9 protein-coding genes are annotated in these 13,993 nt (G+C 38.2%); 8 read left to right on the forward strand and 1 reads right to left on the reverse strand.

Annotation, left to right across the window (positions count from 1 at the left end; all coding sequences use genetic code 11):
• Nucleotides 1-184: 184 nt before the first annotated feature.
• The 3 genes from pepN (at nt 185) to GWJ05_RS17630 (ending at nt 4,785) form a co-directional block, all read left to right on the forward strand.
• On the forward strand, nt 185-2,800 hold the full coding sequence (gene pepN, locus GWJ05_RS17620) for an aminopeptidase N (RefSeq protein ID WP_036938058.1): 2,616 nt from the start codon (nt 185-187) through the stop codon (nt 2,798-2,800).
• A 204-nt stretch (nt 2,801-3,004) separates the two neighbouring features.
• A complete protein-coding gene (gene pyrD / locus GWJ05_RS17625) occupies nt 3,005-4,015 on the forward strand; it encodes a quinone-dependent dihydroorotate dehydrogenase (protein ID WP_036938056.1) in 1,011 nt (336 codons plus the stop codon).
• Nucleotides 4,016-4,233: 218 nt separating this feature from the next.
• Complete coding sequence (locus tag GWJ05_RS17630; protein WP_036938053.1) at nt 4,234-4,785, forward strand: cell division protein ZapC; 552 nt, start codon at nt 4,234-4,236, stop codon at nt 4,783-4,785.
• A gap of 267 nt (nt 4,786-5,052) precedes the next feature.
• Here GWJ05_RS17630 and GWJ05_RS17635 read toward each other — a convergent pair whose 3' ends face one another.
• Nucleotides 5,053-6,177 (reverse strand): YcbX family protein, encoded by a 1,125-nt coding sequence (locus tag GWJ05_RS17635; RefSeq protein ID WP_036938050.1) that lies wholly within the window; start codon nt 6,175-6,177, stop codon nt 5,053-5,055.
• A gap of 107 nt (nt 6,178-6,284) precedes the next feature.
• On the opposite strand from GWJ05_RS17635, the gene rlmKL reads away from it, so the two are divergent.
• From rlmKL to pqiC, 5 genes are all read left to right on the forward strand, one after another.
• Nucleotides 6,285-8,399, forward strand: coding sequence for a bifunctional 23S rRNA (guanine(2069)-N(7))-methyltransferase RlmK/23S rRNA (guanine(2445)-N(2))-methyltransferase RlmL (gene rlmKL / locus GWJ05_RS17640; RefSeq protein ID WP_087803591.1), 2,115 nt, complete (start codon nt 6,285-6,287; stop codon nt 8,397-8,399).
• A gap of 6 nt (nt 8,400-8,405) precedes the next feature.
• Nucleotides 8,406-10,337, forward strand: coding sequence for an ABC transporter ATP-binding protein (locus GWJ05_RS17645; RefSeq protein WP_087803589.1), 1,932 nt, complete (start codon nt 8,406-8,408; stop codon nt 10,335-10,337).
• A 91-nt stretch (nt 10,338-10,428) separates the two neighbouring features.
• Nucleotides 10,429-11,718 carry a membrane integrity-associated transporter subunit PqiA gene (pqiA, locus tag GWJ05_RS17650; protein ID WP_036938039.1) on the forward strand — a complete coding sequence of 430 codons (1,290 nt, stop codon included), beginning with the start codon at nt 10,429-10,431 and terminating at the stop codon, nt 11,716-11,718.
• The gene (gene pqiB, locus GWJ05_RS17655) at nt 11,711-13,363 is read left to right on the forward strand and encodes an intermembrane transport protein PqiB (protein WP_036938037.1); all 1,653 of its coding nucleotides are present in this window, start codon (nt 11,711-11,713) and stop codon (nt 13,361-13,363) included. Before pqiA ends, pqiB begins: the two co-directional genes overlap by 8 nt.
• Nucleotides 13,363-13,935 carry a membrane integrity-associated transporter subunit PqiC gene (gene pqiC, locus GWJ05_RS17660; protein WP_036938031.1) on the forward strand — a complete coding sequence of 191 codons (573 nt, stop codon included), beginning with the start codon at nt 13,363-13,365 and terminating at the stop codon, nt 13,933-13,935. Before pqiB ends, pqiC begins: the two co-directional genes overlap by 1 nt.
• Nucleotides 13,936-13,993 lie beyond the last annotated feature (58 nt).

The raw sequence follows: 13,993 nt of genomic DNA on the forward strand, positions 1-13,993 counted from the left end.
CAAAATTTGGGAGTCTATTAGCATCATTTACCAAATAAATTGATTACATGTATTAATGAAATATTAACATTCTGTTGACTTTTAATGTTTTCAATTGAATATTCGACTGGCTAAACAGATTTTTGACGAGTAAGCTTTGGCAATATAACCGTTAAATAGTCGTGTTAACTAAAAGGTTTTTTCTATGACACAACAAAGAATCGCGAAATTTCGCAAAGATTATCGTGCCCCTGACTACACAATCACCGATTTACATCTTGATTTTATCTTAGATAAAGAAAATACCCAGGTTACGGCGATAAGCCAATGTAAACGTCTAAACTCAAATGCGACAGCATTAGTATTAGATGGTGAAGATTTAACATTAAAATCAATTTCTGTTAATGATGTTGCTTGGACACACTATAAAGAAGAAAACGGCAAACTCATCATTGAACAATTGCCAGAGCAATTTACATTAAAAATTATCAACGAAATTAATCCATCAGCCAATACAGCATTAGAAGGGTTGTATGTTTCTGGTGATGCGTTATGTACACAGTGCGAAGCTGAAGGTTTCCGCCATATTACCTACTATTTAGATAGACCGGATGTGTTAGCTCGTTACACCACAACAATTACGGCAGACAAAAAACAGTATCCTTATTTATTGTCAAATGGTAACCGTATTGCACAAGGTGAACTTGATGATGGTCGTCATTGGGTAACATGGGAAGATCCACATCCAAAACCAAGTTATTTATTTGCGGTAGTGGCGGGTGACTTTGATGTATTACGAGATACTTTTATAACCAAAAGCGGTCGCGAAGTTGCTTTAGAGCTTTTTGTTGATAAAGGTAATTTAGATCGTGCCGATTGGGCAATGACCTCATTGAAAAATGCGATGGCATGGGATCAATCTCGCTTTAATTTAGAATACGATCTCGATATCTATATGATAGTCGCTGTTGACTTCTTTAATATGGGTGCGATGGAGAATAAAGGACTGAATGTCTTTAACTCTAAATATGTACTAGCAAAAAGTGAAACGGCAACTGACAAAGATTATTTAGGCATTGAGTCTGTTATTGGTCATGAATATTTCCATAACTGGACAGGTAACCGCATTACTTGTCGTGATTGGTTCCAGTTAAGTCTAAAAGAAGGCTTAACGGTTTTCCGTGACCAAGAATTCAGTTCAGATTTAGGCTCTCGTTCTGTTAACCGTATCAATAATGTACGAGTGATGCGTACTGCTCAGTTTGCAGAAGATGCAAGCCCAATGGCACATCCAATTCGTCCTGATAGTGTGATCGAAATGAATAACTTCTATACTTTAACAGTATATGAAAAAGGTTCAGAAGTGATCAGAATGATCCATACCTTATTAGGCGAAGAGCAATTCCAAGCGGGTATTCAGATGTATATTCATCGTCATGATGGAAGTGCGGCAACCTGTGACGACTTTATTCAAGCGATGGAAGATGCTTCTAATGTTGATCTCACGTTATTCCGTCGTTGGTATAGCCAATCAGGTACACCACAACTGACAGTGCGTGACAGCTATGATGTGGATAAAAAGCAATACACCTTAACTGTTAGTCAAATGACACCACCAACAGCTGATCAAGCTGAAAAACAAGTGCTACATATTCCATTAGATATTGAATTGTATGATCGTGAAGGTAATGTGATCCCTCTGCGTTCACAAGGTCAGGCGATTTCTAATGTATTGAATGTCGTCCGTGAAGAACAACAATTTGTATTTGATGACGTTCCAGAACAGCCAATCCCATCTTTATTACGTGAGTTCTCTGCGCCTGTAAAATTGGACTATCCATTTACGGATGAGCAACTGTCCTTTTTAATGAAATATGCACGTAATGCATTTTCACGCTGGGATGCAGCGCAATCATTATTAGGTCGCTATATAAAAGAAAACGTCGCCCGTGCACAGAAAGATGAAGCATTTATTCTTCCTGAAATGGTGGTTGATGCTTTCCGTGCAGTATTACTAGATAAAGATATTGATCCTGCATTAGCAGCACTTATTCTGACATTGCCAACGGATGTTGAAGCGGGTGAGTCATTTAGTATTATCGATCCAATGGCTATTCATGAAACACTTGGTTTTATACGTAAAACATTAGCCACTGAAATGGCGGATGAATTCTCTGCTGTTTATCATTCTATGCATATTGGCGCTTATCGTGTTAATCATGAAGATATTGCAAAACGTGATTTACGTAATGTGTGTTTAGGTTATTTAGCGGTTGAAAATGAGCAAACAGGCAACAAACTTGTTGATGCACAATACCACAACAGCGATAACATGACCGACGCGCTTGCCGCACTTAGCGCTGCTGTAATGGCTCAGTTACCTTGCAAAGATGCGCTATTACAAGAATTCGATGATAAATGGCATCAAGATGGTTTAGTCATGGACAAATGGTTTAGCTTACATGCCATGAGCCCAGCAAAAGATGTGTTACAAAAAGTACGTAGTTTGTTATCTCATCGCTCATTTACACTAGCAAATCCTAACCGTACTCGTGCATTAATTGGCGCATTTGTAAATAATAACCCAGTCGCTTTCCACGCTGAAGATGGCTCTGGTTACTTATTATTGACAGAAATTCTGACTGACTTAAATAGCCGTAACCCACAAGTTGCTTCACGTCTTATTGAACCGTTTATTCGTTTAAAACGCTATGATGCAACACGCCAAGAAAAAATGCGTGCAGAGTTATTAAAGCTGAAAGCACTTGAGAATTTATCAGGTGATCTCTATGAAAAAATCACCAAAGCTTTAGCTGATTAATATTACGTTTTATATCATTTTATGAGTGAGTAAATAGTATAAAATCAGTATGATAATTAGATCCCCAGCATAGTCTGGGGATTTTTTATGGCGAATTGTGAAATTGAAACGTTTACTTTTCGTGCTTTTATCTATATGATGCACGACGCTTAATTTGTCGTAGACATATCATTCCTAATACCCGATATTCTCAATGGAGATCGTATGTATTATTCCTTAGTAAGGAAGGCATTGTTTCGGCTAGATCCTGAACGTGCCCATGATTTTACCTTCCGTCAGTTAAAACGTTTATCTCATTCCCCATTTCAATTTCTTATTCAGCAGTCACTTCCTTCAAAACCCGTTTCCTGTATGGGACTCTCATTTAAAAATCCACTTGGTCTTGCCGCCGGTCTTGATAAAAACGGTGATTGTATAGATGCATTGGGTGCAATGGGATTTGGTTTTATTGAAGTTGGTACGGTGACACCTCGTCCTCAAGTAGGAAATGATAAACCTCGTTTATTTCGCTTAGTGGAAGCTGAAGGCTTAATTAACCGAATGGGCTTTAATAACCTTGGCGTCGATAACTTAATTGAAAATGTAAAACAATCTCGTTATGGCGGTGTGCTAGGTATTAATATTGGTAAAAATAAAGATACTCCTGTAGAGCAAGGCAAAGACGATTATCTGATTTGTATGGAAAAAGTTTATGCACATGCGGGTTATATCGCGATCAATATTTCATCACCCAATACTCCAGGTTTGCGTACACTGCAATATGGCGAAGCATTAGACGATTTGTTATCTGCAATTAAAAATAAACAATTAGAGTTGCAAGGAAAATATCAAAAATATGTTCCTGTTGCTGTCAAAATTGCACCTGATTTAACACATGAAGAATTAATCCAAGTTGCAGATAGCTTAGTGCGTCATCATATTGATGGTGTTATTGCGACAAATACCACATTAGATAAATCATTAGTCAGTGGTTTAGATCATTGTAATGAAGCAGGGGGATTAAGTGGCCGCCCGGTACAATCAAAAAGCACACAAATAATTCGTCAATTAAATGAAGAATTAAAAGGCGCATTGCCTATTATTGGTGTAGGTGGAATTGATTCATTAACGGCAGCAAGAGAGAAAATGGATGCGGGTGCTTCTCTCATTCAAATCTATTCAGGATTCATTTATCAAGGTCCTGCACTTATCAAATCTATAATTAATCATATCTAAATACATTTTATAATGAGTTAAGGGCTTTTCTTCTGTCCTTAACTCGTTTATATTGCCCCTAGTTGGTTATTTTTTATTAAATTGCACTGATTGTGCTTAATTAATAGTAAAATGAATCCTGTTTTTGTTAGGTGATATTAAATATTTTATTTATGTCATTTAATTTTGATTATTTGTCAGAGTATAAAACAGGTTATGAATCGAAGGGGGATTAATTAGTGATAATAAAACCCGATGATCGCTGGCGTTGGTATTTTGATGTTGAGCAACAAAGATTAATGCTTGATTTAGCCAATGGCATGGTTTTTCGTTCTCGCTTTCCAAGCAAAATGCTAAGTGAGAGTGCTTGCCAATCAGCATCTTTTACCGTCGATGATGCAGCTCTTTATTATGGATACGATGAGCAGATCCGCCAAATTGATATGCCGTCAGAATCAAGAGCTGAATTAGCTTTAAATGCATTAATAGCCCATCGCTTTTTAAAACCACTGATGCCTAAGAGTTGGTATTTTGAAGTTAACAATAATCAAATCAACCCTTATTTATCGCAAGTGGTAGAGGCTTCATTAAAAGAAGGTAATGAAACAGCACTTTTTTTAGTGGCAGAAGTGGGTACTCAAGCTTGTTTATGCTTATTAGCGCAACCGCAATTAACGTTATTCGATAGAACACTTAATTTTTGTGACCCAATAAAAATTATGAATGACAGGTTAAGTTATTACCATAAAGAGTCGGAGTCAGGATCATTTTTGTACGAAAAAGTTATTTAACAAAAAGAGTAAAAAGGACTTACTCTTTTTATCGTTACACATTATTTATAGCATTCTAAAAACAAATTCACTCTAAACAATACTCCCCAAAATCAAATCTTCATTACTCTCTTTTTGTGATCTTTTTCTAAAAATAAAATAAGCTTATTGATAATTCATCATTAAGTTCTTAATGAGATAATTCTTATTAAATAAACTGTTTTATTTAAAATAAAAAAAGAAGGTAAGTAAAAATTACCTTCTCTTAATTTGTGATAAAGATAAGTGTTATTTTTTATTAAGTGAAAGTTTTACATTACCGTTAGGAACACAGCTACAGGCTAAAATTTTACCTGAACGTTTAATTGCACCGGCTTTTAATGCATTAACATCACCTTCATCTAGTTGGATAACACAAGAGCCACAAAGGCCCGCTCGGCAACTATAAGGAATAGCATAACCATTATTTTCAAGCTGTTCTAATAGAACTTCTTGGTTATTACCTTCGAAAATCTCACCGTTAAATTCAATACTGACAGACTGTTCTTGTGTATTTTCAATAATAGGCGTTGATTGTGTTTCAACAGGAGTCGTTACAAGATACTGTTTCGCTTCTTTATAAGCTAATACCTCAACAGTATCTCCCACCCGAATAATACCCGTTTGGCGAATGATGATATTTTGACCAAAGTCGACATCACCAGTTTCATCACTACGGAATGTTTGCAGTGTTGCAAGTGGTTCTGTGTTAGGATGTTTAACGCCTTCATCAATACTAATTGTGGTCATGATACAACGGCTACAAGGTTTTATCAGATCCATCACAACAGAGCCAACACGAATAGTTTGCCAAGTATCTTCTTCAAAAGGCTTTGCACCTGTTATGAGGATATTACCTCGAAATTGCTCAATATTAATTGAAGCGGGGCAACGCTGTTGTAAGTATTGAAATGAGGCTTCATTAAGTAATAAGTAAGGATAACCATCAGCGAAAGAAACAGCGGTTTCTGGATTTTTTTTCACTCGGCGTGTCGATTTTTCGCCAGTCCAACGAAGTTGAACATCCATTTTTAAATAATGACTGAACCACTGATTTATTTCATCTGGCGCCACATACGCGGTAAAATGGTTGCCCCAAACTTCTGTCGGTTGCAATGTGGTCTCAAAATCTTGATAGGTGATAGCAATACCCTCACCATCAGGGGCTTGAATATAAATACCATTTGCCATGACAGTAGGGATAAAACACAGCAAAACGGGAAATTTTCGTGCCGTGATAAACGTCCCTTCAGGGGTGGTTATCATAAAATCACGATCAAACGTGAATCCGCTCTCACGAGCAAATGCATGAGAAAGCCGAATTCCCTTCATTGATTTAACTGGGTGTATATAAAGGCGTGAAACGTTGATCATCGGTGCTCCCAAAAGACATTATTATTTTTTATAGCCAGTAACTTTATGACAACGTAATACAATTAGCTATAATGCCCAACAATTTTATTTTAGGTGGTAACAATACTATGCGCTCTCTGTTTGCCAGCACAGGCCGAGGTCTGGAAGAACTATTAAAATCTGAACTTGAACACTTAGGTGCTCAGGCTTGCCAGATAACACAAGGCGGTGTTTATTTTCGTGCTGATGATAAAACCATGTATCAGTCTTTACTTTGGAGTCGTTTAGCGTCACGTATTATGTTGCCGTTAAATGAATTCAATGTGTATAGTGATTTAGACTTATATCTTGGTGTGCAGGCAATTGATTGGAGTGAGATTTTTACTGTTGATCAGACTTTTGCTATCCATTTTAATGGCACGAATGACATTATTCGTAATAGCCAATATGGTGCATTAAAAGCGAAAGATGCCATCGTTGACTCATTTCAACGTAAAATAGGGCAACGTCCTGATGTGGCTAAGCAATCTCCTGATATTCGCTTAACTATTCATCTGCATAAAGAAAAAGCATCACTCTCTTTAGACTTAAGTGGTGATGGTTTACATCAACGTGGTTATCGTGATCTAACCGGACAAGCACCTTTAAAAGAAAATTTAGCGGCTGCGATTATTATGCGTTCAGGTTGGAAAACGGATACACCATTAATTGACCCTATGTGTGGTTCAGGAACATTATTAATTGAAGCTGCTATGATGGCTTCGGATTGTGCTCCAGCATTAAACCGTGTGCATTGGGGCTTTCGTCATTGGCTAGGCCATGATGAAGCATTGTGGAAAGAAGTCACTCATGAGGCTTTTACTCGTTTTCGTGAAGGCAAAAAGAATACCACTGCCCGTTTTTATGGTTTTGATGTTGATAAACGTGTGTTGGATATGGCTAGAGCCAATGCGCGCCGGGCTGATGTTGCTGATTTAATTACCTTTGCGCATGGTGATGCGGCAAAACTGGCTAATCCTGTGTCAGCTGAAGTAAAAGGAACAATTATCAGTAACCCACCTTATGGTGAGCGTTTAGAAAGTGAGCCCGCACTAATTGCACTGCATAGTCAATTAGGAAGAGCTATAAAGGCACACTTCCCAGGCTGGCGATTATCGCTATTTAGTGCATCACCTGAATTATTGAGTTGTATTCAATTACGAGCAGAGCGCGAGTTCAAAGCAAAAAATGGTCCTCTTGATTGTGTACAGAAAAACTATTTACTTTCTGATACTCCATCAATGATTAATACCGGGCTTGCTGAAGATTTTGCAAACCGTTTGCGTAAAAATGAGAAAAAACTCGCGAAATGGGCAAAACAACAGCAAATTGAATGCTATCGCTTATACGATGCTGATTTACCTGAATATAATGTTGCTGTAGACCGTTATGGCGAAAAAGTGGTTATTCAAGAATATGCACCACCTAAAACCGTTAATGAACATAAAGCACGCCAACGTTTGTTTGATGTTATTAGCGCTACGATGGAAGTATTAGTATTACGTTCTGATCAACTGATTTTAAAAACTCGTCAACGCCAAAAAGGTAAATTACAGTATGAAAAAATGGCCGAGAAGGGTGATTTCTTTTTAGTTAATGAATTTGGTGCAAAATTCTGGGTAAATCTTACAGATTACCTCGATACAGGACTGTTTTTAGATCACCGTATTGCACGAAAAATGCTGGGTGAAATGAGCAAAGGAAAAGATTTCTTAAATCTCTTTGCTTATACCGGTACTGCATCTGTACACGCTGGGATTGGTGGTGCAAAAAGTACGACAACCGTTGATATGTCACGTACCTACCTTGAATGGGCTGAGAAAAACTTCCAAGCAAATGGCCTATCAGGTAGACAACATCGTTTAATGCAGGCTGATTGTTTACAATGGCTAATGCAAAGCAATGAACAATTTGATGTAATTTTTATCGATCCCCCTACGTTTTCTAACTCAAAACGTATGGAAAATACCTTTGATGTTCAACGCGATCATATTGAATTGATGAAACATCTAAAACGTTTGTTGAGAAAAGGTGGCACTATCATGTTCTCAAATAACAAACGTGGGTTCAAAATGGAACATGACGAGTTAGCAAAAATAGGATTATCCGCAAAAGAGATAACACAGAAAACATTATCACAAGACTTTGCGCGTAACCGCCAAATCCACAATTGCTGGCTGTTAACTCATGCTGGTGAGGAATAATTTACAATGCCGTTAATTAGTTTGACAGGGGCTTATTTATCTTTCAGTGATGCCCCTCTATTAGATAGCACCGATTTATTTATTGAAGAAAATGAACGTGTTTGCTTAGTGGGGCGCAATGGCGCAGGAAAATCAACGTTATTAAGAGTGCTATCTAAAGAGCAACCTTTAGACGATGGCCAAGTTGTTTATGAACAAGATTTGGTCACAGCACGCTTACAGCAAGATCCACCAAGAGATATTGAAGGTACTATCTTTGATTTTGTGGCTGAAGGTGTTGAAGAAGATGCCAAGTACCTAACGGAATATCACCATATTTCAAAACTGATTGAGACAGATCCATCTGATAAAAATCTTAATCGTATGGCGCAACTGCAAGAAGTACTTGATAGCCGTAACTTGTGGTTGCTTGATAGCCGTATTGCAGAAGTACTCGAAAAATTAGGTTTAGACGGTGACTCCGATCTTTCTTCTTTGTCAGGTGGGTGGTTAAGGAAAGCCGCATTAGGGCGTGCATTAGTTAGCGCACCAAGAGTTCTTTTTTTAGATGAACCGACAAACCACCTTGATATTGAAACGATCCTTTGGCTTGAGAAATTTTTAAAAGATTTCCAAGGTAGCATTGTGTTTATTTCCCATGACCGTTCATTTATTCGAAATATGGCAACCCGTATTATCGACCTTGATCGAGGCAAACTCTCTTCATGGCCAGGAAATTACGATAAATATCTTGAGAGTAAAGAAGAAGCTTTACGTGTTGAAGAACAACAAAATGCAGAATTTGATCGTAAATTAGCGCAAGAAGAAGCTTGGATACGTCAAGGAATTAAAGCACGACGTACTCGTAATGAAGGTAGGGTACGTGCTTTAAAAGCACTGCGTGTTGAGCGTAGTGAACGCCGTGAAGTGTTAGGCAGTGCGCGTATGCAGGTCGAAGAAGCAACTCGCTCTGGTAAAATTGTATTCGAGCTAGAAGATGTTAATTACAGCATTGGAACTCGTAAGTTAGTTCATAATTTTTCTGCCAAAGTACAACGTGGTGACAAAATTGCGCTGGTGGGACCAAATGGGTGCGGTAAAACGACGTTATTAAAACTGATGTTAGGTGACTTAAAAGCAGACAGTGGTCGAGTGCATTGTGGTACTAAGCTTGAAGTAGCTTATTTCGATCAACACCGTGCTACACTTGATCCGGACAAAACCGTGATGGATAACCTTGCTGAAGGTAAGCAAGAAGTCATGGTTAATGGTCGACCTCGTCATGTATTAGGTTATTTACAAGATTTTTTATTCCCACCTAAGCGTGCTATGACACCTGTTCGGGCACTTTCTGGTGGCGAAAGAAACCGTTTATTACTGGCTCGTTTATTCTTAAAACCAAGCAATCTTCTTATTCTCGATGAACCAACCAATGATCTTGATGTTGAAACATTAGAGTTATTAGAAGAGCTTGTTGATGCTTATCAAGGTACGGTTTTACTGGTCAGCCATGACCGTGAGTTCGTTGATAATAGTGTCACAGAATGTTGGATCTTTGAAGGTGATGGCGTTATTAACAGTTATGTTGGTGGCTATTACGATGCTCAGCAACAAAAAGCACAAACAGTTTCCTTGAGAAATGAACAAAATAAATCACGTAATGCACCAGAAAAAGCTGAAAAAGAAGCCAAAACTAAAGATAGTGCTAAAAAGAGCACCCGTAGTGGCAATAAGTTAAGTTATCATTTAATGCGCGAACTTGAACAACTGCCCGCTAAGCTAGAAAGTTTAGAAACACAGTTAAGTGCGTTACAAGAAGAAGTGAGTGCTCCAGACTTTTTTACTCGTCCCCATGAGGAGACGGAAAAAGTCCTAAAAACACTTGCTGATAAAGAGCAAGAGCTTGAAGCCGCTTTTGATAGATGGCAAGAGCTAGAAATGATGCAGAACGGTGAATAAATAGCCAGTCTAAGACGGGGCATATTGCCCCGTTTTATTTTCTGGATTAAATATTCTTTTATTGATCATTAAAAAAATAAGAGGTGTCGCTGTGTGCTCTGGTCAACAACATCGTCATGAACATAAACATAAGCAAATATTATGTCCTCAGTGCGATCTGGTGGTCAGTGTTCCCGAATTAGTGCAAGGAACCAAAGCAACATGCCCACGTTGCCACACAATGCTAATTGCACGTTGGCGACAGCCTTTTTATCAACCTGTTGCATTGGCAATTAGTGCATTATTTATGTTACTGATGGCAAGTCAGTTTACATTTGTTAGCATGGAAGTTGCTGGTATTGCTAATAATGTGACATTGATGCAGATCCCAAGTGTGATGTTTAGTGAAAACTATATCGAGCTGGGGGCTTTTTTCTTACTATTTGTCCAAATTGTGCCTGCTTTTTGTATGGTAGCAATCTTATTGCTGTGTACACCAATCAAACTACCTAGAAAACTGCAAATCTGGTTATCTCGCATTTTATTCCAACTTAAATCATGGTGTATGGCGGAGATTTTTCTCGCGGGTATTTTAGTCAGTTTTGTCAAATTAATGGCTTATGGTGAGATTGGTTTAGGGTTAAGTTTTTTACCTTACGTTTTGTATTGTTTATTTCAAATCCGTGCTTTTCAGTGTCTTGATAGACATACACTATGGGAGAAATTAGAACCTCGCCCTGATTACCCAAATATTGAATCAGGTAAATCAGGATTAAAACAAGGTGTGAGATTATGTCGCTCATGTACTGCGATTTTACCGGTTACACAATATGAATGTAGTCGTTGTGAAGTTAAAGGGCATGCCCGAAGACCAAAAAGTTTGCAATGGACAGTATCATTATTGATTACGTCACTTATTCTTTATATCCCGGCTAATTTATTACCTATTATGGTGACCGAATCACTAGGTAATAATATCTACTCTACAATTATGGCTGGGGTGATATTGTTATGGGAAGATGGCTCTTATCCTGTTGCGATGGTGATATTTATCGCCAGTATTATGGTGCCAAGTTTAAAAATGGTCGCTATAGCTTGGCTGTGTTGGGATGCACATAAATCAAAAGGTAAAAGAGATCCTGCTAAAATGCATTTTCTCTATGAAGTTGTTGAATATGTAGGGCGTTGGTCAATGATTGACGTCTTTGTTATCGCTGTTTTAGCTTCATTAGTCAGAATGGGACGTCTGATGAGCATTTACCCAGATTTTGGTGTAGTGCTATTTGCAGTGGTTGTTGTATTAACTATGTTCTCTGCAATGATGTTTGATCCTCGGTTGACGTGGGACAAATGTACAGCCGATGATGATAAATCGAAGATTAAGGAGCCTAAGGGTGACTGAAAAGAATGAAACTGCTTTAACAGAAGCAAAAATTAACAAACTAAAAAGCTGGTCTCCAGTTTGGATCATACCACTTGTCACTTTATTGATCGGTGCATGGATACTTTATTATCATTTCAGCCATCAAGGTCCAGAAGTTACCTTAATTACTTATAATGCTGAGGGCATTGAAGCCGGTAAAACGAAAATTAAAAGCCGTAGTGTCGATATTGGTTTAGTCGAAAGTGTCACTCTCGACAGTAATTTTAGTCGCGTTATTATCAATGCGCGCCTTGATACAGGCATGAATGAACTATTACGGTCAGATACCGCTTTTTGGGTTGTAAGACCGCAAATAGGTAAAGAAGGGGTAACGGGTTTAGGTACTTTGCTTTCTGGTGCCTATATTGAATTGCAACCAGGTTTAACCGGTAAAGAGAAAGAAGAATTTGATCTTCTTGATGCCCCACCTCTGGCCTCACCTGATGCAAAAGGTATTCGTATAAATTTGGTGAGTGAAAGAGCTGGACAGTTAAATGCGGGTGATCCTGTTTTATTCAGAGGTTACCAAGTTGGCTCTGTTGAAACCAGTGAATTCAACATTGATAGCCGAGACATGCATTATCAACTTTTCATTAAAGCACCTTATGACAAAATGGTGACATCCAATGTTCGCTTCTGGAAAGATTCGGGGATTGCTTTTGATATGTCTTCATCTGGTGTACGTGTTGAAATGGCGTCACTTTCTACACTCTTTAGTGGTGGTGTAAGTTTTGATGTTCCTGCGGGCTGGTTGCCTGGTGAACAAATTGCACCTAAAACAGAATTTAAACTCTATGATAATGAAAAGAGCATTCAAAACTCGTTATATACGGATTATCGCAGTTATATCATGTTTTTCTCTGATTCTGTAAGAGGGTTACAAGCTGGAGCACCTGTAGAGTTCCGAGGAATTCGAATGGGGACGGTTGTTCAAGTGCCTTATTACACAAAAGGTATGCAACAATCACTAGATAAAGATTTTCGTATTCCAGTGCTGATCCATGTCGAACCAGAACGTTTTGCCAATGATGTTGGTGAAAGTTTTGATTTCGTCAAAGAGCTCTCTACCGCCTCTAATAATGGGCTAAGAGCCTCATTAAAATCAGGCAATCTTTTAACGGGCGCTCTATATATCGACCTTGATTTTTATCCAGATGAAAAGAAATGGGAAGGACCTCGTGAGGTTGCAGGCTTTCAACAAATTCCTACTGTAGGGTCGGGGTTAGCGCAAATTCAGCAAAAAGTGATGACATCGCTTGATAAGATCAACAATCTTCCTGTTGAACCGATGCTTAAAGAGATGACAGCAACCTTATCTGAAAGCCAAAAAGCGGTAATGGAAGCAAAAGAAACACTAAAAGCATTGAATGCCATGATTGGTAGTGATGAATTTAGAAATCTTCCTAATGATATTCAACAATCATTAAAAGAGATCAATCGTAGCATGCAAGGATTCCAGCCAGGCTCTCCTGCATACGGAAAAATGATCGATAATATGCAACAGCTTGATCAGGTTTTAAGAGAAATGCAACCTTTATTGAAAACACTGAACAATAAAAGTAATGCATTAATTTTTGAAGCGAAGGAAGGTAAAGATCCAGAACCAAAGAGGGCTGAAAAATAATGAGATACATCATTGGGATATTTGTTTTGATGTTAACGGCATGTTCAAGCCAAACTGAGAAAACCTATTATCAGCTACCTGATATTTACCAAACAGGGGTATCAGAACAAGTCACGACCATACAGTCAGCGAAAAAGCCTCAAATTTGGGTTCAGCCGATCCGTTTGTCCAATATGCTGGTTAATGCTGGTATTGTTTATCAAACAACAGATATTAACTATACCGTAGCAAATCAGCATTTATGGATAAATCCGCTTGATCAGCAATTACAGCAGAACCTCATTTCGGGTTTAACAAAAGCATTACCAGGAACGGTTGTTGCCAACCAACCGATTGAAGATAATTTGGCAAAATTAACAGTTACGGTTAATTACTTTCAAGGTCGTTATGATGGGCAAGTGATCATTTCTGGTGATTGGATTTATACTGAAAATAGCAAAGTGATTAGTCAGCCATTTTCTCTAGTGCTAACACAAACAGAAGATGGTTATCCCGCTTTAGTCCGTACATTAGGACAAGGCTGGGAGCAGGTTGTTTCTGATATTGCGACAACAATTCAAGCTCAATACTAACTGACTTAGTCTCACATTTATTAAACCCAATATTCTCTTAGATAATGGCTAAGTTGAG

Source organism: Proteus sp. G2626, assembly GCF_009915985.1.
Classification (GTDB): Bacteria; Pseudomonadota; Gammaproteobacteria; order Enterobacterales; family Enterobacteriaceae; genus Proteus; species Proteus vulgaris.

What these genes read in the sequence shown, in the direction of transcription:
- pepN (WP_036938058.1), top strand. Translation starts at nt 185, where the DNA reads ATGACACAACAAAGAATCGCGAAATTTCGCAAAGATTATCGTGCCCCT.
- pyrD (WP_036938056.1), top strand. Translation starts at nt 3,005, where the DNA reads ATGTATTATTCCTTAGTAAGGAAGGCATTGTTTCGGCTAGATCCTGAA.
- GWJ05_RS17635 (WP_036938050.1), bottom strand. Translation starts at nt 6,177, where the DNA reads ATGATCAACGTTTCACGCCTTTATATACACCCAGTTAAATCAATGAAG.
- rlmKL (WP_087803591.1), top strand. Translation starts at nt 6,285, where the DNA reads ATGCGCTCTCTGTTTGCCAGCACAGGCCGAGGTCTGGAAGAACTATTA.
- GWJ05_RS17645 (WP_087803589.1), top strand. Translation starts at nt 8,406, where the DNA reads ATGCCGTTAATTAGTTTGACAGGGGCTTATTTATCTTTCAGTGATGCC.
- pqiC (WP_036938031.1), top strand. Translation starts at nt 13,363, where the DNA reads ATGAGATACATCATTGGGATATTTGTTTTGATGTTAACGGCATGTTCA.